Genomic DNA, 21,267 nt, shown 5'->3' on the forward strand with positions numbered 1-21,267 from the left:
AATCGGATCGCGCACAGTGAAAACATACAACAGCGCCCGGGGCCGTTGCTCCCACCGGCTGATCAGGATGCGGTAATGCCCATCCCGCCCGTCCCCCATCACCGGCATCGGCTCCCCCGCCCGCAGCAAATCGATCTCCACTAGATGCACCCGGCTTCGAAGCACCTCCTCTCGCTTCCTAAGGTAAACTTGTCGGCCCTCCCCGGGGATCTTGTTCGCCGGGGAGAGGAGCTCCAGCCAGGTCACCACCTGGTGGGTCCCCGCCTCCCGCACGACCAGATAGCGTTCCCGCACCTCCTCCGGCACGGGGATCTCCACGATGCGCGCGCCGCCGGCCAGGATCGAGCGCACGGGGGTGGAAGGTCCGACACCCGGGGCAGTGGCGACCATCACATCAGGGCGAGCCGGGAAGGGAAAGGTCCCCTCGGGGGTGAGGAGATACACCCGCTCCTCCACCTCCACGTAGTAGCGAGGGCGCAGGAGCGGCCCCAGGTCATCCGCCAGCCCGACGATCAGCCGACTGTGAAGTCCAGGCCACAGGGCCGGATGTTCCAGATACGGATCCATCCCGGGAAACGGTGAGGGCATCCCCGGCTCCTTCAGCGGCTTATGAAGCGGCTCACCACCTTGGCGGGGATCGGCACGTTCAGCCGGTCGCCGACCTTCGGCCGCTCCGGCAGGCTCCCACTTCCCACCACGATCCCAATGGGCGTCCCCTCCGCCTGATAGCTCCGCTCGATCCAGGCCATGCCGGTGAGAAGCCCCTCGGTATCCATCGCGCAGCTGGTGACATAGCCGATCACCCGACCTCGGCGATCCACCACGGCGTCTCCCAGTTTGGGCAGCCGCACCCCCTTTTCGATGATCCGAAAGCGAACGACTTCCATCGTTCGCTTCGCCTCGCGGGCCATGTAGGCCTTCCGCCCGATGAAGAAGGGCTTGTAGAGCTTGACGAAGGAAGCGAAGCCAGCGTCGCCCGGGGTGAGATCGAAGGGCCCGGCCAGCTCGTGGCCGTAGAGCGGGAGGCCCGCTTCCGTGCGGGTGCTGTCGCGGGCGCCCAGGCCACACGGCTGGAGGCCGAAGGGCTTGCCGGCATCCAGCAAGCGCTCGAAGAGGGCTGGCGCCCGATCCGGGTGCACGAACAGTTCATAGCCGATGCGCTCGCCGGTATAGCCGGTGCGGGAGATGATCAGATCGAATCCCTGGATCTCGGCGCGCAGGACCTGACCCCGCTGCAGGGCGGCCAAGCGCGCTCCCGTCCCTTCATCCGCCAAGGACTGGAGGATCTTCAGCGCCTGGGGGCCTTGAAGGGCGATATCCACCCGGCAATCCTCCCCCCAGCGACGGTCCCGCAGATCCCGCAGGATCACTTCATCCGTAAGCATTGCCCATGGGCGCTCCCGATCGATCTGGACCTCGCCGCGGGCCACGGCGTTCAGCCAGGCCCAGTCCCGATCGTTATTGGCCGCGTTGACCACGAGCATATACCGGTCCGGCGCCAGGGCGTAAAGGATCAGATCATCCAGCACATGCCCGTCGGGATCCAGGAGATACGTGTATTGGGATTCCCCGACTCGAAGGGCCATCACGTCGTTGGTGGTCACCCGCTCCAGGAAGGCACGAGCGCCGGGCCCGCTGACCTCCAGAACGCCCATATGGGAGACATCGAAGAGGCCGGCGGCGGTGCGCACCGCCCGGTGTTCCTCGCTCACGCTGGTATACCAGACCGGCATCTCCCAGCCGGCGAAGGGGATCATCTTCGCCCTCAGCTCCCGGTGCAGCTCGTAGAGGGGCGTCCGCTTGAGGGGCGCGCCTTCGGGCTCCGCGTAGGAGAAGGCCGGCAACGATCCCAGGCGGTCGCGATGCACCGAATCCACCGTCCGATAGCCGATAAAGAAGGGCTTGTGCGGCGCTACCGCGGCGGCCTCGGCCAGATCCTGCGGGAAGCGCGCCTGGGCGCGTGCCGAGGCCGCCCGCGGATCCTCCGCCGGGATCTCCCGCACCCGCAGCGGGCCGGGAAGCTTTGCCCAGATATCTTCATCGAAACGCACGTAACCATCCGAGAGATCCCGCAGCCACGCCGCGACCCGCCCCGCCCTTTCCTCGGGGATCACCAGCCGGAAGGCCTGCGGGCCATCCCGGATCACATAAGCGGAGCTCATAATCCGGCCGTCCCCTTCCAGCACGAAAGTCGGAGCCCCCTCATGGGCCTTCAGACCCACCACTTGCTGCGTCAGGGCGGCGTCCAGGAACTCTGCGGCCCGATCCCCTTGGATCTCCAGCACGACCTTCCCTTCCGCCGCGGGGAGGCGATCGGTGAGAAACCAGTAATGGGGATAGCCACTCCTCGGCAGCTCCACATCGGCGCCCGCCCGGGCGGCCAGCTCCGCCACCCGGAGTTTCGCCTCCTCCAGGACATCGAATTCCACCTTAGTTCGGTAAACCAGGTCGCGGCCCACATAGTAACGGTGCGGCCGGCAGGCCCACAGCACATCGGCGATGATGTCCGCCAGGGCCTCCACCTCTGCCTCCCGAAACCCCCGCTGCGTGATCCATGGGGTCCCGAGACGGATCCCGCTGGCGGCCCCCGCGCCGGTGTCCCCCGGGATCGTGTTGCGGTTCACCACGATCCCGGCCAAGTCCAGCACCCGAGCGGCTGGATCGCCCATGAGCGGCGTTCCATCCGGGCCTCGCACCGACTTGCAATCCACCAGGAGCAGATGGGTATTGGTGCCTCCATAAGGGATCCGCAGGCCACGTTCAGCCAGGCGCCGGGCCATGGCCTGGGCGTTCCGCACGATCTGATGTTGCAACTCGCGGAAGGCCTCCGTGCGGGCCAGCTTGAAGGCCACCGCCAGGGCAGCGAAAACGTTCACGTGCGGCCCGCCCTGTTCGCCGGGGAACACCGCGCGATCGATTCGCTTCGCCAAGCCGGGGTCCGTGGTGAGGATACAGGCCCCGCGCGGGCCCATGATCGTCTTATGCGTGGTAAAGGTGACGACGTGGGCATAGCCCAGGGGGTTGGGGTAAGCGCCCGCGATCACCATCCCGGCCGTGTGGGCGATATCCGCCAAGAGATAAGCCCCTACCTCGTCGGCGATCTCCCGGAAGCGCTTCCAATCCGGCGCCCACGGATACGACGTGTAACCTGCGATGATCAGCTTCGGCCGGTGCTGCCGGGCCAGATCGCGGATCTGATCGTAGTCCAGTCGCTCCGTCTGCGGATCCACGGTATACCAAACGATCCGGTAATGCTTGCCCGAGCGGTTGACCGGCGAGCCGTGGGTCAGATGGCCACCGTGGATCAGGGACATGCCCATCACCGTATCGCCAGGCTGAAGCAGCGCCTCATAGACCGCATTGTTGGCCGGGGCGCCCGAGAGAGGCTGGACGTTAACGAAGATCCGCTCGGGGGGGATCTCCGGGGTGGCAAAGGCTTCGGCGCAGCGGCGCCGGGCCAGAGCCTCTACAATGTCCGCGTATTCCACACCCTTGTAATACCGCTGATCGCTGTATCGCCGGTAGAACCCTAGTTGGTCCTCATAATCCAGCAGCTCGGCTTCCGTCTGGGTTCGAGTGCGCTCATGGGGATAGCCCTCCGCATAGATGTTCTGGAACACCGAGCCTAGGGCTTCGCGGACGGCCGCCGGGGCGTAGGATTCCGAGGGGATGAGGATCAGCTTGCGGATCTGACGTTCGTGCTCATAGCGGATCAGGGCAGCCACATCCGGATCCACTTCCGCTAGCGAACCCCGAAACAGGAAATCCCGCATGGGCTTCTCCTTATGCTGAATCTCCGGGACCCACGCCATTGGGTTCGAACAGAGGATAAAAGAGCGCTCCCCCCCTTGGGGAAGCCGGGCTGGGAGGCCCGCGGCGGCTTTCGACGACTTACCCGGCTTCCTCATCCCCGCCGGGATAGGGAGCCGCTTTCGCCTCTATCTTACGTGAGGAGAAAGGAGAACGTCAAGGTCACCACTTCTCCAGGCGGAGGGCCTCACCCTTCCTCCCGCCCAGCCCCCAAGCCCTCCAAACTCCAATGAGCATCCCAAACCGTCTCATCCGATAGCCGGATGGACCGCTGAGCCTCGAGCGATCCCCCAGAACCAGAACACCGTTCCCGGAATGGCACGCCGGAGAGAAACGCGTGCCTCTTCTCCGAAATCCTATCGGCATATTGTGATAAAAACAACAATATAGTGCTTTCAGTAACGATATTGGGGGGGAAAGCTTGACAGAAGCGGATGATTGTAGTATTGTAAATAAGGATGTTTCGGATTCCTCCGGAAGCACGGAGGGGCCTGGGATGGGACGGCCCTTGCAGATTGAGGTGATCGCGTACGCGCCCACCGCCTTTTATCATTGCCTCCATTGTGAGCTGGTCTGGCAACAGGCCGGCGTCGGTCAGGCCCTGCACGCGGAACAGCTCGCCTCGGGCCTACCGGAGGACCTCCAGAAGGCCTATCAGGATCTTGCGGCCTGGATCGCCCGCCTGCTGGCGACTTACTGTGACCGGATCGCGATCAAGGTGATCGATGCCGTCTCCCTCGAAGGCTGGTGGAAATCCCTTCGTTACGGTGCCCGTCGCTACCCGGCTGTGATCGTGGATGGTCAGGTGTTCACCGGCGGTGATTTCGCGGCCGCTGAGGCGGCCATCGCCCAGCGATTGGGAGTCCCCCAGGCGACAGCCTGAGATGCCGGCTGTCGCCTGTTCGTTTCATGAGACGGAGACCTGGGGGGCAAATCGATCCCGGAAGGCCTTTTCCGGTCCTTGAGGTCATCTGGCCTCCCGGTATTGAAGTCCGATGGTACAGATCCTCCACCCCTAGAAAGGAGGCAGGTGGAACGCGAGGAAGTGTAGGACTTTCGGTCATCAGGCTGCCGCGCTTTCCAGCGCGTGCTCCCGGGCGAGGCTTCACCACCTTCTGATCTCATCCTGGAGGGAAAGCCATGAGCGCCTTCTGGGTTATTATCATCGGTATCCTCGTCCAATTGCTGATCTGGAACCTCTACGCCAAGCGGGTCGACCGGGAGATCATCCAGTCGGACCCGAAGCGAGCGACCCCGGCCCGGATGTATATGGACGGCGTGGACTTCGTCCCCACCAGCCGCAACATTCTGATCGGCTATCACTTCAAGTCGATCGCCGCTGCGGGGCCCATCGTGGGGCCCATCACGGCGGCGGGGTTGTGGGGCTGGCTGCCCGCCCTCCTCTGGCTGATCCTGGGGGTCTCCTTCATCGGATGGGCCAGCGACTACAGCGCCATCATGCTCTCTGTGCGCAACGACGGCAACTCCCTGAGCGCTGTGGCCTACCGCCTGATCAGCCCCCGCACCCGCACCCTCCTCTTCGTGTTCATCTTCTTCTATCTGCTGCTCATCGCCGGGGCTTTTGTGAACCTGATCGCCGGCGTCTTGTTGGATCCGACGGTGCCCTTGGGCATCATCGCCCTGGCCCTGATGGGGCTGCTGATGGGCCAGATGCTCTATCGCTGGAAGATGGACCTGGTGGCTGTCACCGCCCTCACCCTGATCGTCACCCTGATCGCCATGGGGATCGGGCCGCTGGGGCTGCAGCAGGTGAAAGAGGGGGATCAGGTCAAGACCATCCAGGGGCCGGTGGGGCAGGTCTTCGCCCGCTTCAACGCGGCCATCGACGGCCTGGCTGGGGGCAAGCCGCTGTATACCTACTTTGATCCCACCGCCAATCCGGATCCCAAGACCGGCCGCCTGCTAGGGGCCGACCGTCCGGTCCACCTCTCCTATATCTTCTGGATGCTCTTCACCCTGGTCTTCTGTTATCTGGGTGCGAACCTCCCCATCTGGCGTTTCGCCCAGCCGGTCAACTATTTGGGGTTCTGGGTGACCGCCCTGGTCATCCTCCTGAGCTACGTCGGCGGCATTGTGGGCTTCTTCACCAACCCGGAGGCAGTCTCCTTCAAGCTGCCGGCGTTCCGCGGCTTCCAGCCCGCGGCCATCGGCATCCAGCCCCTATGGCCGATGCTCTTTGTGACCATCGCCTGCGGTGCGATCTCCGGTTGGCACGCCCTCTTCGGATCGGTGGGCACGGCCCGGCAGCTGGAGTATGAGACGGACGCCCTCCCCGTGGGCGGCGGGGCGATGCTCTTCGGCGAGAACACCCTGGGGTTGCTTTCTCTGATCGCCATCTCCATCGCCGGGCAGGGCACCGGGGCAGCGGCCTTCGCCAGCGGTGTGGGGACGTTGCTCTCCCAGGTCTTCGGGCCGGGCTTTCGACCCTACGGGACGGCCCTGGGCTTTGCGGCCTTCGTGGTCATCGTCATCACCGTGGTCCAGCTGGTCTTCCGCCTGATGCGGGTTACCCTGGGGGAGTGGGTGGGGGAGACCCAGCCGATCTTCAAGAACATGCACGTGGCCAGCCTGATCTCCATGGCCCTGGCGGCCTTCCTGGTGCTCACCGGGACCTGGATCTACCTCTGGCAGCTGTTCGGCGCGGCCAACCAGCTGATGGCCGGTCTGGCCCTGCTCATCGTCACCGTCTGGCTGGTCTCGGAGCGACGGCCGGCATGGTATGCCGGGGTGCCCGGGGTCTTCATGTATGTCACGACGATGGCCGCTATCCTGGTCACCTTCTACAACCAGCTCCCAGCGCTGAACGCAGCCATGGCCAAGGGGAACGTTGTGGCCATCATCGGGGCCATCACCATGCTGGTCTTGGCCGCTCTGCTCTTCATCGCGGCCGCCTTCATCGCCTACGAGGGATGGGTGGCCTTCAACCGCTGGCGGATGGCGCCGGCGCGCCCGGCCCCGGCCGGCGGGGGTGGGGAATAAGGCCCCAGCGTGTCCACAAAAACATCGGGGGGCGCTCGTAGGGCGCCCCCCGATGTTTTAATGATCATTAGGCCCGGAACCCGAAATACACCCAGATCAGCATCCCCACCAACAGAAGCGCCAGCGGCCAGGGGTAGGCGAAGAGCACCGCGTAGAGTCGGGAGTCGAATTTCAGATGCATGAAATACATTAGGATCAAAAGGGCCTTGGCAATGGCGAACCCCAACAGGAAGGGCAGCTGGGGCACCGGCAAGCTGATGACGCTCACCTCTAGAATAGTGAGGAGAATTAAGACGATCCCCACCAGGACATAGTTCGGATGCCGATGGGCCTTGGCCCCCATGGTCCCTTCCGGTCGATCGGTGCTCATGGAAGTCCCCCTCACGGCCGATCCTCCCTTAGCGCAGGAGATACACCACCATGAAGATCGCCACCCACACCAGATCCACGAAGTGCCAGTAAAGCCCTACCGTCTCCACCAGGACATCGTTCTGAGGCGAGAGGCGGCGGCGGAGCCCCAGGGCCACGCTGAGGATCCAGATCACCCCCACGGCTACGTGCGCGGCATGGAAGCCGGTGACCGTATAGTAAGCGGAGCCGAAGACGTTGACGCTGGGGGTGAGGCCCTCGTGGAGATGCTGGCTGTACTCCACCCCCTTCAGAACCAGAAAACAAATGCCCAGCCAGGCCGTGGTGAGCAACCAGGCGATGGAGGCCCGCCGGTTTCCATCCCGCAGGTGGGACAGGGCCAGCACCATCGCCACGCTGCTGGTAAGCAGGATCATCGTGTTGAGGGTGGGGATGGTCAGGGTGAGGGCCTCATGGGCGGTGGGGCCGCTGGTCACCCGGTTATGCAACACCAGATAAGAGACGATCAGAGAGGCGAAGAAAATCACCTCCGAGGCCAGGAAGACCCAGACCCCCAGCTTGCGGCTATCCACCGCGATCTCGGATTCGACCGTTGGATGATGGCTGGCCATCGTCTGCTCCTCCGCCACTCCGGGTGGAACGCTCCAGATTCCCTCCCCTCCTGGGGCTGGATCCGGGAAGCCCCTGGGCCCTTACGATGACGGCCCGTGGGCTCCCGGGAACAGAGGCTGCTGGACCCAGCGCACGAGCCCCAGCGCGAAGAGAAGAAGGCCCATGGGGATAAAGATCCAGTGGGTCACCAACCCCAAGGCGAAGACCGTCAACCCGGCTGCCAGGATCAGCGGCCACAGGCTGGGGGAGGGCAGATGATTGGGCTCCTCCGGCGTCTCCGCCTCCTCGGTCCGATCGTTTCCCCCTACCATCTCGACGATAGGATGCGAATGCGGGTTGCCGGTATATTTGCGATCCCATGCCGGCCGGCGGCTGTGGACCACTGGGATACGCGCGAAATTATACGGCGGCGGCGGCGAGGAGGTCAGCCACTCCAGGGTGTGCCCATCCCACGGGTCATCCGAAGCACGCTCCCCGGCGACCAGACTGCGGGCGACGTTCACGAAGAAGACCACGAAGCCCAAAGCCAGGATAAAGGCACCGACCGTGGCCAGAAGGTTCAGGCCTTCCCAGCCCAGGCCGGGGGCATAAGTGTAAACCCGTCGGGGCATCCCGGACAGCCCCAGGAAATGCATCGGGAAAAACGTGAGGTTGAATCCGATGAACTGCAGGGCGAAATGCAGGCGGCCCAGCCGCTCATCCAGGAAGCGCCCGGTGATCTTAGGAAACCAATAATAGATACCGGCCACGATGGCGAACATCGAGCCGCCGAAGAGCGTGTAATGGAAATGGGCGACCACGAAGTAGGTGTCCGTCACCTGCCAGTCCACCGGGACAGCAGCCAGGAACAGACCGCTGAGTCCGCCGATGACGAAGAGGGCAACAAAGGCGACAGCGAAAAGGAATGGCGTGCGATACCGCACGGCTCCACCCCAGATGGTGGCAATCCAGTTGAAGACCTTGATGGCCGTGGGCACCGCCACCAACATGCTGGCAGCCGAGAAAAAGGCATTCACCACCGGAGGCAGCCCCACCGCGAACATATGATGTGCCCAAACCGTGAACCCGATGAAGCCGATGGCCACGCTGGAGTAGGCCACCGCCGTGTAGCCGAAGATAGGCTTGCGAGAGAAGACCGGCAGCACCTCTGAGACGATCCCCATAGCGGGCAGGATCATGATGTAGACCTCCGGGTGGCCGAAGAACCAGAAGAGATGCTGCCAGAGCAGCGGATCCCCGCCCGCCGCCGGGTTGAAGAAATGCGTTCCCAGATGGCGATCCAAGAACAGGAGGAACAGGGCCGCCGAGATGCTGGGCATCGCAAAGAGAATAAGGAAGGCGGTCACCAGCGTGGTCCAGGCGAAAAGCGGCAGCCGGTTCAGGGTGAGACCGGGCGCCCGCAACAGCAGGATGGTGGAGACAAAGTTGATAGAGGAAGTAATCGAGGAGATCCCCAGCAGCTGCAGGCCCAGGATCCAGAAGTCGATGCCGGTGCCTTTGGAGAAGGTTTTCGCCGTCAACGGCGCATAGCCGAACCATCCCGCGTCAGGCGCCCCACCCAGTAGGAAGCTCAGGTTCAGGAAGAGCCCACCCAGCAGGAACATCCAAACCCCGAAGGCATTCAGGCGAGGATAGGCCATGTCCCGGGCCCCGATCATCAGAGGGACGATATAGTTCCCCAGCCCCGTCAGCACCGGCATCACCACCAAGAAGATCATGGTGGTGCCGTGCATGGTCAGAACCTGGTTGTAGGCCTCGCCCACCAGCACCCGGTTGTTGGGGACCGCCAGCTGGGTTCGGATGAGCAGAGCCTCCAAGCCGCCGATCAGGGCGAAGAACCCGGCACCCAAGATGTAGAGGATACCGATGCGCTTGTGGTCGACCGTGGTCAGCCACGAGAGCAACCCGCGTTCCGCATACACGCGGGGGAGCGTGACCGTCGAGCTAGCCATCCGCCGCCTCCTTTTCACTTCAAGGACGAGAGATAGGCCACCAGGGCCTGGATCTCCTCCGGCGTCAGGCCCAGGCGGGGCATCAGGGAGCCCGGCTTGATGGCCGGAGGGTTATCCAGCCAGCGGGCCAGGTTCTCCGGGGTGTTCTCCAGCAGGCCCGCCGCAATCGTCGTCCGACTACCCACATGAGTGAGGTTCGGACCTACCTTCCCTTGAGCAGGCGTTCCGTCGATCGTATGACAGCCCACGCAGGCCTTGCTCATGAACACCTGATATCCCTGCTGCGCGAGGGGCGTCCCGGGCTGCACGGCGGGCGCCCGCTGAGCTTCCACCCATCGCTGGAACTCGGAGTCCGAGACCACCCGGACCCGCAGGCGCATGTTCGCATGGGAAACGCCGCATAACTCTGCGCACTGCCCGTAATATATCCCCTCCACATCCGCCTGCAACCACAGGAGATTTTCCCGCCCGGGGATGGCATCCATCTTGCCACCCAGCTGAGGAACCCAGAAGCTATGAATGACGTCCGCTGCGGTAACAGTGAGCCGGATCGGTCGGCCCACGGGGATCACCAGCTCGTTGGCCGTGGTGATCCCCAGCGTCGGATATTGAAACTCCCACCACCATTGATGGCCAATGACCTTCACCGGAATAGCCCCCGCCGGCGGCGTGGAGGTCGCGGCCATCGTCCGCCAGGTCATGGCGAAAATCACCGCCAGGCCCAGGGCAGTCACCGTGGTCCATGAGACCTCAAGGGCCCGGTTCCCGTGGATCTGGGGGGGAATGGCCCGCGGATCCCGGGCCCGGAAACGAATGACCGCGTAGAGCAACAACGCTTCCACCACCACAAAGACAAAAGCTGTGATCGCCAGGATGAACCAGAACAGCTCCGCCTCCGCCCGGCCCTTCGGGGATACAGGAGCCAGGATCGCCGGGCTCTGAGCAGAACACCCGGCAAGCCCAGCGCCCAGGATCACCAGCCCAGCTGCGCCCCCCCAGGTCCATCCGCGGATCCCATCGCCGGTTCGCGCCATCCATACGCCTCCCTTGTTAACGTTGGCTTTGCGCGCTCCTCGCTCATCGATCGAAGGGAGATATAGGGCAGGCGACGCAGCAGCCTGCCCCACGCTTTTGCCTCTTCCCGCATAGCTCCCACGCCAAGGGACACAACGCCCACTATGGACCCCTGTTTGCATGAAATCGCATGAAATGATGAAGAGTTTTACTCAAACTGTCAAGGCCAACTCCCGACGTGGATCGGAGGGATCGGGAAACAGGGGCACAATAGGACTTTCTCTATGGAGCGGACCTTCCCCCCACAAGAGATCCCTCCATCCGGATCTGGGATCATCGGCGCGCCTCGGAGAGACGGCAGCCAGGATTATGGCTGGACAACCCCCTTCCCCGGCATTCCCAGCTCCCATCTCCCTTTTATTAATGATGATCCAATTAACCCAAATTGTCAAAATGGAACACCCACCCCAATTTTTTTGGACTAATTTATCCGTTTTATAACCCATTCGTTGGGGCAGATAAAAAAGGAGGGGCAGATCCCCAACCCGCCGCTGAGGCGCTATGGAAACCATGGCGAGCCAGCCGTTGGCTCGTTCTTGACACGACGGGGGAAGGCGAATATAATGAGCAATGCTAAATTTTAGCACACGCAAAAATCTTGGGGGGCCGGAGCTTGATCCCTGAACGTGTCCTGGCCCGTCGGATCCTAGAGACCCTTCACCTGGTGATGCGAAAGATCTGGGCAGAGGTGAAAGGGGATCGTCCGGAAAGTTTCCCGGCGCAATCCTATCGGCTGCTGGGGATGCTGGCTCAGCGTTCGTATACCCTGACGGAGCTGGCCCGTGCGCAGGCTGTTCGTCCCTCCACGGTCTCGCGGGCGGTTCGTTCCCTCGCCGCTCAGGGCTGGGTGGATGTGGAGCGGGATCCCACCGACCGGCGGCGGGTGTGGATCCGGCTCACGCCAAAGGGGCGAAAGGCGCTGCGTCGGCTTCAGCTGCGAGCGGCCGTCCGTCTGGGGCGACGGCTGGCCGCCCTCCGTCCGGAGGAACGCGCGATCCTGGCCCAGGCGATGGATCTCTTGCAGCGAACCCTGGGGAGCGGCCCGGGGCCTCCTTCGGCCGGGTGATCGATGCCCGGGCATTTCTCCGTCTCCGGCGGAGCTTTCAGGGGGCGCGAGCCGCTGGAGGCAGCCAACGCGCATCAATTCCCGATGATCCCTCTTGCTTCTCAGAGGGACTATAGATCAGGAGGAGGAAAGCATGAACGCCATTGAGGCGGAGCGCCTGACCCGGCGGTTCGGCGACTTCGTGGCCGTTCGAGAGGTTTCTTTCACCGTACAGGAGGGAGAGCTATTCGCGTTCCTGGGCCCCAACGGGGCCGGCAAGACCACCACCATGAATATGCTCTGCACGCTGCTGCGGCCGACATCCGGCACAGCCCGGGTGGGGGGCCATGACATCGTGAAGGAGCCCCATGAAGTGCGCCGACGCATCGGGTTAGTGTTCCAGGATCCCAGTCTGGACGATCGGCTGACGGCGTGGCAGAACCTCCAGTTTCACGCCAGGCTGTATGATGTCCCCCGTTGGGCCTTCGAGGAACGGGCGAGGCGCCTGCTGGAGCTGGTGGATCTCCTGGATCATGCCCACCAGGAAGTGCGCACCTTCTCCGGAGGGATGAAACGTCGGCTGGAGCTCGCCCGCGGCCTGCTTCATCAACCCAAGGTCCTTTTCCTGGACGAACCCACGCTGGGGCTGGATCCTCAGACGCGGCGTCACATCTGGGATTACATTATCCGCTTGCGCGATACCGAGGGGACTACCGTCTTCTTCACCACGCATTATATGGACGAAGCGGAGCGGGCGGATCGCATCGCCATCATCGACCACGGGCGCATCATCGCCCTGGACACCCCTGATAACCTGAAAGCCATGATCGGCGGAGATGTGATCCTGATGCGAACCAGCAACGATGCCCACGCGGCCGAGCGGTTGCGGGAGGCGCTGGCGCTGGAGCCCCGCCTGACCGAAGAAGGGTTGCTCATCGAAGCTGCACGGGGCGATCAGCTCATCCCCCGGCTGTTGGGAGTCCTGCAGAACGGTCGGGAGCCTCCACTGATCGTTCACAGCATCAGCCTGCGGCGGCCTAGCCTGGAGGATGTGTTCATCAAACTGACCGGCCGCGCCATCCGGGATGAAGAGGCCTCACCCCTGGAGATGATGCGTCTGCGCCAGCGACTCTGGAGGCGGAGGTAAGCGATATGGCCTTTCTGAAAGCGGTTTACACGATCTGGTATCGAGATCTGCTGCGTTTCCTGCGGGATCGCGCCCGGATCTTCAGCTCCCTGGGCCAGCCCCTGCTTTTCCTGGTGGTGTTCGGGAACGGGCTGGCTCCGGCGGTAGCGGCCGGGATGGGCGGGGTGGATTTCCGCACCTTCCTGTTCCCGGGGATCCTGAGCATGGCAGTGCTCTTCACGGCGGTCTTCTCCGCCGTTTCCATCGTGTGGGACCGGGAGTTCGGCTTTCTGAAGGAGGTGCTGGTGGCCCCGGTCTCGCGCGCAGCGGTCGCCCTCGGGAAGGTGGCCGGAGGCAGCACCACCGCGCTGATCCAGGGGCTTCTGATCATGATCCTGGCCCCTATGGTGGGCGTGCGATTCACGGTTCCCCAGATCCTCACACTGATCGTGATGATGATGATGACGGCGGCGACCATGACCTCCTTCGGGATCCTCATCGCCGTCCGCATGCGGTCGATGGAAGGCTTTCACATGATGATGAACTTCCTGCTGATGCCCATGTTCTTCGTGAGCGGCGCTTTCTTCCCGCTCCGAGATGTTCCCCTCTGGATGGAATGGCTGGCCCGGGTCGATCCAGTGACCTATGGGGTAGACGCCATGCGTCAGACCGTGTTACGCGGGATGCTTCCGGAACCGATTCTCAAGGCGTTGATCCTTCATCCGCTGGAAGTCAACCTGATCGTCCTGGTCGCCTTCTGGATGCTGTTCCTGATCCCGGCGGTGTGGCTGTTCAGCAGGACGGAGTAACCTGGGGGATGCATCAAAACAAGTCGGAGTGAGAGGTTTCACGGTTTCACCTTCAACGGCACCGGGTTTCCAATTCGCTCATTGACACCTAAAAGAGGTTCCGCTATAGTTTTTAGAGAATAGCAGAGCAGAAGGGAGCTCCAAACCGAATCACCGGAAACGGCGATGACGGAGACGAGTAGGCCCGAGCCGTCGCGCCCAGCGAGTCCGGGCCTGGTGGAAGCCGGATGCCGACGTCGGGCTGAAGATCCCTCCCGAGCCGGTGACCGAACGCCCCTTCTGAACGGGTCAGTAGGCTCACCCGGGGCTCGCCCTCCCGTTATCCAGGGCGCGGGGATCGGAATCGGAAGAGGCGGTTCGAACGCTCACCCTGGGTTCAGAGCCGCTGTAGGGGTGACAGCACGGGCGGGCCCACCTGACGGGCCCTACCGGGAGTTCCCCGGGAAGGGACGCCTGTGGAGATCCCTCCGGCGGCGGAACGGCGGAGAGCCAGTTTACCACGGGTCGAGGAAGCCGGAAGGGACCGGTCATTCGGTTCACCCCGTTGGGGGAAATAAATGACGATGAGCCATGGAACGGTTCCTGTCCCCGTAAGGAGTGGCCCGGTGGAACCGGGAAGCAGGGTGGTACCGCGGGAGCGATCGGCTCTCGTCCCTATGGGGCGAGAGCCGATTTTTTTAGCCGGACGCCTGCAAATGCGGTCATAGCGCCCCTATGGAGGAAGTCGATCATGGAGACCGAACTGCTGTATCAGACCGATGCCTACCGGCGGAGTTTTGAGGCGACGGTGGTGGCGGTGGAGGGGCGAGCCGTGGCCCTGGACAGGACGGCTTTCTATCCCGGCGGCGGGGGACAGCCCTACGATCGGGGCTGGCTCACCGATGGCGCTCGCGTGTGGCAGGTGATCGCCGTTCGCCGTCAGGGGCCGCTGGTCTGGCATGAGGTGGAAGGAGAGCCTCCCGCGCCGGGACAGCGGGTGCAGGGGGAGATCGACTGGGGGCGCCGTTACGCCCTGATGCGCACCCACACCGCCCTTCATATCCTGTGCGGGGTGGTCTGGCGGGACTATGGGGCCAAGGTGACCGGAGGGAACATGGAGCCCCTGCGGGGGCGCATGGATTTCGAGTTCGAGACCTTGCGGGGAGAGCTGGTGCGGGAGATCGAGGAGAAAATCAACGCGGAGGTCGCAGCCGCCCGCCCGGTGCGGGTCCACTTCCTCCCCCGCGAGGAGGCCGATCGCCACCCCGATTTGATCCGCACCAAAGTCAACCTCCTCCCGTCGGATATCCGGGTGGTCCGGGTGGTGGAGATCGAGGGGCTAGATCTTCAGGCTGACGGCGGCACGCATGTGGCGAACACGCGGGAAGTCGGCCGGATCCGCGTAGTAGATTACAAGAGCAAGGGCCGGATCAATAAACGGATTGAGATCGAACTCTCAGAGGGATAGAGGTTCCGCCCCTGGCTTCTTCCAGGGAAACCCCATCCGTAAGCGGAGGTGATCATGTTCGAACCGGTTCCGGCACGGGTCCATTTCCCACAACTGGAAGAAGAGATCCTGAGGTTCTGGAAAGAGCGCCGGATCTTTGAGCGCTCCATGGAGCAGACGAAAGGAGGGCCCCGCTACGTATTCTACGAGGGGCCGCCGACGGCCAATGGCCTGCCCGGCATCCATCACGTCCTGGCCCGCGCGTTCAAGGATCTGTTCCCCCGCTATAAGACCATGCGGGGATATTACTGCCTCCGGCGGGGCGGATGGGACACCCACGGGCTCCCGGTGGAGCTGGAGGTGGAGAAGGAGCTGGGCTTCACCTCGAAAGCGGATATCGAGCGCTACGGGGTCGCGGAGTTCAACCGCCGCTGCCGAGAGAGCGTGTTCCGTTATGTCAAGGAGTGGGAAACCCTCACCGAGCGCATCGCGTTCTGGATCGACCTGCAGAACGCTTACATCACCCTGAGCAACGAATACATCGAGTCCGTCTGGTGGATCCTGCGCCAGTTCTGGGATCGGGGCTTGCTCTATCAGAGCTATAAGGTGGTTCCTTATTGCCCTCGCTGTGGCACGCCCCTCTCCGATCACGAGGTGGCCCTAGGCTACCGAGAGGACACCGAGGATCCCTCTGTATATGTGAAGTTCCCTCTCCGGGATGAGGAAGGAACCTACTTTCTGGTCTGGACCACCACGCCCTGGACATTGCCCGGGAACGTTGCCCTGGCAGTCCATCCCGAAGCCACCTATGTAATGGTGGAACAGGAACTTGATGAAACGAGGGAGCGGCTGATCCTGGCGGAGGCCCTTTTGGCGAAGGCGCTGAAAGGGGAATACCGGGTGGTGGCCCGGATGCCCGGGCGGGAGCTGGCTGGGCTGCGATATCGCCCCCTCTACTCGTTCCTACCTCTGGAGAAGGAAGCGCACTATGTGATCCCCGCGCCCTTTGTCAGCCTGGACGAGGGGACCGGCATCGTACACATCGCCCCCGCCTTCGGCGCGGAAGATATGCAGCTCGGCCGGGAACATGACCTCCCCATCCTGGTGACGGTGGATCCGCGGGGGCGCTTTGTGGACGAGGTGACGCCATGGCGGGGGATGTTCGTCAAGGACGCAGATCCCCTGATCATCGAGGATCTGCGGCGGCGCGGGCTGTTGTATTTCGCCGGCACGTATTTGCATACCTATCCGTTCTGCTGGCGTTGCGGAACCCCGCTCCTTTATTACGCCCGTGCCTCCTGGTTTATTGAAACCACTCGCTTCAAGGACCGGCTGGTGGCGCTCAATCGAACCATCCACTGGTATCCCCCACAGATCGGTGAAGGGCGCTTTGGCAACTGGCTGGAGAACAACGTGGACTGGGCCCTCAGCCGGGAGCGTTACTGGGGGATCCCGCTGCCCATCTGGGAGTGCGGGCGCTGTGGCCACCGGGAGTGCATCGGATCTTACGCCGAGCTGCGTCAGAAAGTGGAAGCCGCAGGCCGCCGATGGCCAGACCCTTGGGATCCCCACAAGCCATATGTGGATGAGGTTCGCTATCGCTGTGAGCGATGCGGGGACTGGATGCAGCGGGTGCCGGAGGTCATCGACGTCTGGTTCGACTCTGGGGCGATGCCGGTGGCCCAGTGGCATTATCCCTTCGAGAACCAGGAGATCTTCCGAGAGCAGTTCCCGGCCGACTTCATCTGCGAAGGGGTGGACCAGACGCGGGGCTGGTTCTATTCCCTGCACGCCATCGCCACGCTGCTGTTCGATTCGGTGGCTTTCAGGAACGTGATCTCCCTGGGGCTGGTCCTGGATGAGAAGGGCCAGAAGATGTCCAAATCCCGGGGCAACGTGGTAGATCCTTGGGAAGTCATCAACGTCCATGGGGCCGATGCCCTTCGCTGGTATTTCTATACCATCTCTCCCCCCGGCCAGGAGCGGCGCATCTCGGTGAGCCTGGTCGGAGATGTGGTGCGCACCTTCCTCCTGACCCTCTGGAACACCCATCGGTTTTTCGTCACCTACGCCCGGCTGGACGGCTTCGATCCCCGGACGGTCCCGGCCCCTCCGGTGGCGGAGCGCCCACCGCTGGACCGCTGGGTCCTGGCGGAGCTTCACGCGCTGATCCATGAGGTCACGGAGGCGCTGGAGGATTACGACCCGGCAACCGCAGGGCGGCGGATCGCGGCCTTTGTGGACGATCTGTCGAACTGGTATGTGCGCCGCAGCCGGCGCCGGTTCTGGAAGAACGAGAACGACGCGGACAAGGCGGCCGTGTATCATACGTTGTATGAGTGCTTGGTGACCCTGAGCCACCTGTTGGCCCCCTTCATCCCCTTCACGGCCGAAGCCCTCTACCGCAATCTCGTGGCCCGGGTCGACCCAGAGGCTCCCGAGAGCGTCCATCTCTCCCGCTGGCCGGAGCCCGATCCCGCGCGGATCGATGAGCGGCTGCGGGAGGAGATGCGCCTCGTCATGCGGTTGGCCAGCCTGGGCCTGGCTGCCCGGAACGCCGCCCGGATTCGTGTCCGCCAGCCTCTGGCTCAGATCGCCTTCCGGGTGCGCAGCCCGGAGGAGGAAGAAGCCGTCCGACGCCTCGCGGATATCCTCCTGGATGAGCTGAACATCAAGCGTCTGACGTTCCTCCGAGAGCTCACCGAGGTCGCGGATCCGGAGCTCCATCTCCGGCCGGACCGGCTGGGGCCACGCCTGGGGGCTCGGCTCCCTCTGGTCCGGGAGGCCCTCCACGGGCTTCCCGCCTCGGCGATCATCCGGGCGCTGCGCCGGGGGGAGACGGTCGCCGTGCAGGTGGATGGGGAGATCGTGGAGGTCGGCCTGGAGGATGTGGAGATCCGCTACCGGCCGAAACCCGGATGGGTCTTCGTGGAGGAAAACGACTATATCGCGGCGGTGTGGACGGAGCTCACCGATGAGCTGCGCAAGGAGGGTCTGGCCCGGGAGGTGGTGCGGCGGATCCAGGAGCTGCGCAAGCGGGCGGATTTCGATGTGGCGGACCGCATCGTGACCTACTATCAGGCGGATCCCGGGCTGGCGGAGGCCATCGCGGCGCACGCTGCTTATATTCAGGCGGAGACCCTCTCCGAGCAGCTCCTGGCTATGACCCCGCCCCCCTCCGTAGAGGCGATCGAACGGGCGACCATCGATGGCATGACGCTGCTTCTGGGAGTGCTCCGCGTCGCAAAGGGATAAAGGACAATCGGCGATGCCGTTGCGATTCCTAACCGCAGGGGAATCCCACGGCCCGGCGCTCGTGGCCATCCTGGAGGGCCTTCCGGCAGGGCTTCCCGTGGACCTGGAGGCCGTGAACCGGGAGCTGGCTCGGCGCCAGCAGGGCCTGGGGTCAGGTCCCCGGATGAAGATTGAAGCGGATCAGGCGGTGATCCTGAGCGGGGTCCTGGAAGGCATCACAACAGGAGCCCCGGTGGCCTTTCTGATCGAAAACCGGGATCACGTCAAATGGCGAGGGCGGGCGGTCGAGCCCATGACGGTGCCCCGGCCCGGCCATGTGGACCTAGCCGCGGCGTTGAAATACGGCTACCGGGATCTCCGGCCCGGCCTGGAGCGGGCCTCCGCGCGGGAAACTGCCGCCCGAGTGGCGGTCGGGGCGCTATGCAAGCAGTTCCTGCGGGCCTTCGGCATTACCGTCGGAAGCTACGTCGTGCAGATCGGGCCGGTCCGCGCCATGCTTCCTGAGGATCTCCCGTATCCCCTTCGTCTGGAGCGGGCCGAAGCGGATCCGGTCCGGTGCCCGGATCCGGAAGCCTCGGCCCGCATGCAGGCCGCCATCGAGCAGGTGATTCGGGAAAAGGACACCCTGGGTGGGGTGATCGAAGGGGTGGCCCTAGGGGTGCCCCCTGGCCTGGGCTCTCATGTGCACTGGGATCGGCGGCTGAATGCCCGGCTGATGATGGCCCTGGGGAGCATCCCAGCCGTCAAAGGCGTGGAGATCGGGGAAGGCTTCACCCTCGCCAGCCGCCGGGGCACCGAGGCGCAGGATGGGATCTTTCGGGAAGGCGAGGCCTTGGTCCGGCGCACCAATCGGGCGGGCGGGATCGAGGGCGGGATCTCGAACGGAGCTCCCATTGTGGTCCGGGTGGCCTTGAAACCCATTGCGACCACCCTCACCCCCCAGCCTTCGGTCGATCTCCGAACCGGCGAGCCGACAGAGACCCGCTACGAGCGCTCGGACTTCTGCCCTGTCCCCCGAGCCTGCCCCATCGTCGAGGCCATGATGGCCTTCGTCCTGGCCGATGCCCTACTGGAGAAGCTGGGAGGCGATACGATGGAAGAATGCCGGCGCCGCTTCGAAACCCTCCGGAAGGCCCGGCTGGAGGATCTCCCCCTGGACGGCGAGCCCCACGGTTTCTGGCCCTGATGGGGATGTTTCACGTGAAACATCCCTGGGGGATCCAACGGTACGCGCCTCCGATCGCCGCTATCGCCACCGGGTCAAAATCGTCTCCCGCTCGAACACCGTGACCGCCAGGGCGATGAGAAGGGCATCCACCCCCAGTAGGAAGAGGGCGATGAGGCCGAGGAGAGAGCCGCTCAGCCAGAGGAACCCGAAGCTCTGGGCCAGGATGAGCCCCATCAGGGGGAGGATCACCACCATGCCGATCTGCTCCGCCAGGCGGGGATCGTTCACCCGGGAGGAGACCATCAGGCCAGTGAGGGTAGCCAGCAGGGTGATCAGGGGGCCCAGCCCGAAGATCTGGGCCCAGGCCACAGGGCCCCAGAAGGTTTCCCGGGCAGGCGGGGAGAGGCGGATCCCATGGGCGGCTGCCACAGTGAGCAGATAGGCCGCCCAGCTTAAGGCGATCCCAGGGCATGCGGCGGCGAGGGCCTTCCCGACGAGCAGCTCCCCGGTGGTCACCGGTGTAGCCAGCAACGGCTCCAGGGCCTTCTCCCGCTTCTCCCCCACCACGCTGTAGGCCGCGATGGTCATCGGGATCGCCAGCGGGGCGACCCAGAAGAGCAGCATGAACTGGGAGGCCAGGAAGACTTCCAGCTGAGCCTGAGGCGGCAGCCCCGCCAGCCGGCGGGCCAGCGCAGGGGGCAGCCCCCCCGAAGAGGCCCGGGAGGGCGGGATCTGACGGATGCCGATCAGGCTGAGGATAGGAATAGCCGCGAAGAGGATGGGAAGCAGGATCATCAACATCACGATGTAACGATTCCGTAAGGCGTCGTGAATCTCCTTATCGATCACTGCAGCGATTCGGTGCAGATTCATCCCGATCCCTCCCTGTCGAACTGTCGGACGCCCTTTAAGAGGTCAGCAACCACCCCGCCAGCGCATCCAGATCGTAAAACATCGGAGTGGGTCGCACATCCTCCGGGATGGGCTCCCGATACCGGTTCAGCCAGACGCAATCCAGCTGGAGGCGGATGGCCGGGCGGATATCGTGCAGGAGGCTCTGGGCGATGTGCAACACCTCCTCCCGCCGGACGGTATAGCGGGAACAGAACGCCAGCCAGTGGCGGGGATTCGGCTTATAAGTACGGGTGTCCTCCGCCGTGACCGCTCCATCGACCTCCAGACCATGGCGCCGGATGGTTTCCGCCAGCAGGTCACGATCCACATTGGAGAGAATCACCCGCCGGAAGCCCATCCCACCCAAGGCTTTGAGGCCATCCACCGTATCCGGGAAGGGAGGCCAACCCGGCAGGGAATCCGCAAACGCCCAGGCCTCTTCATCGGAGATCCGAACAGCGAAACGGGAAGCCACCGCTCGAGCGCTCTCGGCCAGGATCTCCCGATACCGCCGGTAGGGGCCGGACTCCAGGCGATGTTCTTCCTCCACATAGATCCGAAGGAGCGCCTCGGGCGCGGGATCCACCCCATGCCGGCGCAGGATGCTCCCCAGATGTTCGGCGATCCCCGCCCGCCAGTCGATCAGTGTGCCATAACAATCCAACGTGAGAAAGCGATAGCGGCTCATCGCGTAGCCCATCCGATGATCCGGAATGAATCCCTCTCC

Annotated in this window: 16 protein-coding genes and 1 pseudogene; 8 read left to right on the forward strand and 9 right to left on the reverse strand. The window is 63.8% G+C overall.

The window, feature by feature from the left end; genetic code table 11:
* The 3 genes and pseudogenes from ACFMO3_RS03290 to glyA all read right to left on the reverse strand — a co-directional run.
* Window positions 1–588: DUF4058 family protein (locus ACFMO3_RS03290; protein WP_376789011.1), on the reverse strand; the 588-nt coding region annotated here is incomplete at its 3' end.
* An 11-nt stretch (window positions 589–599) separates the two neighbouring features.
* Window positions 600–2,393, reverse strand: a complete 1,794-nt coding sequence (gene gcvT, locus ACFMO3_RS03295) for a glycine cleavage system aminomethyltransferase GcvT (protein ID WP_376789026.1) — start codon at window positions 2,391–2,393, stop codon at window positions 600–602.
* A pseudogene (gene glyA / locus ACFMO3_RS03300) lies at window positions 2,373–3,773 on the reverse strand (serine hydroxymethyltransferase); the annotation flags it as partial. The gene gcvT and the pseudogene glyA, both read right to left, overlap by 21 nt.
* 533 nt (window positions 3,774–4,306) lie before the next feature.
* On the opposite strand from glyA, the gene ACFMO3_RS03305 reads away from it, so the two are divergent.
* Window positions 4,307–4,693, forward strand: a complete 387-nt coding sequence (locus tag ACFMO3_RS03305; RefSeq protein ID WP_376789012.1) for a hypothetical protein — start codon at window positions 4,307–4,309, stop codon at window positions 4,691–4,693.
* 257 nt (window positions 4,694–4,950) lie between these two features.
* The gene (locus tag ACFMO3_RS03310) at window positions 4,951–6,810 is read left to right on the forward strand and encodes a carbon starvation protein A (RefSeq protein WP_376789013.1); all 1,860 of its coding nucleotides are present in this window, start codon (window positions 4,951–4,953) and stop codon (window positions 6,808–6,810) included.
* A gap of 67 nt (window positions 6,811–6,877) precedes the next feature.
* Here the strand turns inward: ACFMO3_RS03310 and ACFMO3_RS03315 are convergent, their stop codons facing one another.
* The 4 genes from ACFMO3_RS03315 to coxB form a co-directional block, all read right to left on the reverse strand.
* Entirely contained in the window at window positions 6,878–7,180 is a 303-nt protein-coding gene (locus ACFMO3_RS03315; protein ID WP_376789014.1) for a cytochrome C oxidase subunit IV family protein, read from the reverse strand.
* 28 nt (window positions 7,181–7,208) lie between these two features.
* The gene (locus ACFMO3_RS03320; RefSeq protein ID WP_376789015.1) at window positions 7,209–7,808 is read right to left on the reverse strand and encodes a heme-copper oxidase subunit III; all 600 of its coding nucleotides are present in this window, start codon (window positions 7,806–7,808) and stop codon (window positions 7,209–7,211) included.
* Between the two features lie 63 nt (window positions 7,809–7,871).
* Window positions 7,872–9,743, reverse strand: coding sequence for a cytochrome c oxidase subunit I (gene ctaD, locus ACFMO3_RS03325; protein WP_376789016.1), 1,872 nt, complete (start codon window positions 9,741–9,743; stop codon window positions 7,872–7,874).
* A gap of 14 nt (window positions 9,744–9,757) precedes the next feature.
* Entirely contained in the window at window positions 9,758–10,777 is a 1,020-nt protein-coding gene (gene coxB / locus ACFMO3_RS03330; RefSeq protein ID WP_376789017.1) for a cytochrome c oxidase subunit II, read from the reverse strand.
* A gap of 653 nt (window positions 10,778–11,430) precedes the next feature.
* Between coxB and ACFMO3_RS03335 the strand changes: the two genes are divergently transcribed.
* The 6 genes from ACFMO3_RS03335 (at window position 11,431) to aroC (ending at window position 19,664) form a co-directional block, all read left to right on the forward strand.
* Window positions 11,431–11,883: a MarR family transcriptional regulator gene (locus ACFMO3_RS03335; RefSeq protein WP_376789018.1), complete on the forward strand. Its 453-nt coding sequence runs from the start codon at window positions 11,431–11,433 to the stop codon at window positions 11,881–11,883.
* A 133-nt stretch (window positions 11,884–12,016) separates the two neighbouring features.
* Window positions 12,017–13,009 (forward strand): ATP-binding cassette domain-containing protein, encoded by a 993-nt coding sequence (locus ACFMO3_RS03340; protein WP_376789019.1) that lies wholly within the window; start codon window positions 12,017–12,019, stop codon window positions 13,007–13,009.
* Between the two features lie 5 nt (window positions 13,010–13,014).
* A complete protein-coding gene (locus ACFMO3_RS03345; RefSeq protein ID WP_376789020.1) occupies window positions 13,015–13,797 on the forward strand; it encodes an ABC transporter permease in 783 nt (260 codons plus the stop codon).
* A 730-nt stretch (window positions 13,798–14,527) separates the two neighbouring features.
* Window positions 14,528–15,244, forward strand: coding sequence for an alanyl-tRNA editing protein (locus ACFMO3_RS03350; protein ID WP_376789021.1), 717 nt, complete (start codon window positions 14,528–14,530; stop codon window positions 15,242–15,244).
* Between the two features lie 54 nt (window positions 15,245–15,298).
* A complete protein-coding gene (gene ileS, locus ACFMO3_RS03355) occupies window positions 15,299–18,478 on the forward strand; it encodes an isoleucine--tRNA ligase (protein WP_376789022.1) in 3,180 nt (1,059 codons plus the stop codon).
* 13 nt (window positions 18,479–18,491) lie between these two features.
* A complete protein-coding gene (gene aroC / locus ACFMO3_RS03360; protein ID WP_376789023.1) occupies window positions 18,492–19,664 on the forward strand; it encodes a chorismate synthase in 1,173 nt (390 codons plus the stop codon).
* A gap of 60 nt (window positions 19,665–19,724) precedes the next feature.
* On the opposite strand, the gene ACFMO3_RS03365 is transcribed toward aroC, so the two are convergent.
* Window positions 19,725–20,519 (reverse strand): ABC transporter permease subunit, encoded by a 795-nt coding sequence (locus ACFMO3_RS03365; RefSeq protein WP_376789024.1) that lies wholly within the window; start codon window positions 20,517–20,519, stop codon window positions 19,725–19,727.
* A gap of 34 nt (window positions 20,520–20,553) precedes the next feature.
* On the reverse strand, window positions 20,554–21,267 hold a 714-nt coding region (locus tag ACFMO3_RS03370; RefSeq protein ID WP_376789025.1), incomplete at its 5' end, for an HAD-IA family hydrolase.

This window comes from Thermoflexus sp., from assembly GCF_042408815.1.
Taxonomy (GTDB): Bacteria; Chloroflexota; Anaerolineae; order Thermoflexales; family Thermoflexaceae; genus Thermoflexus.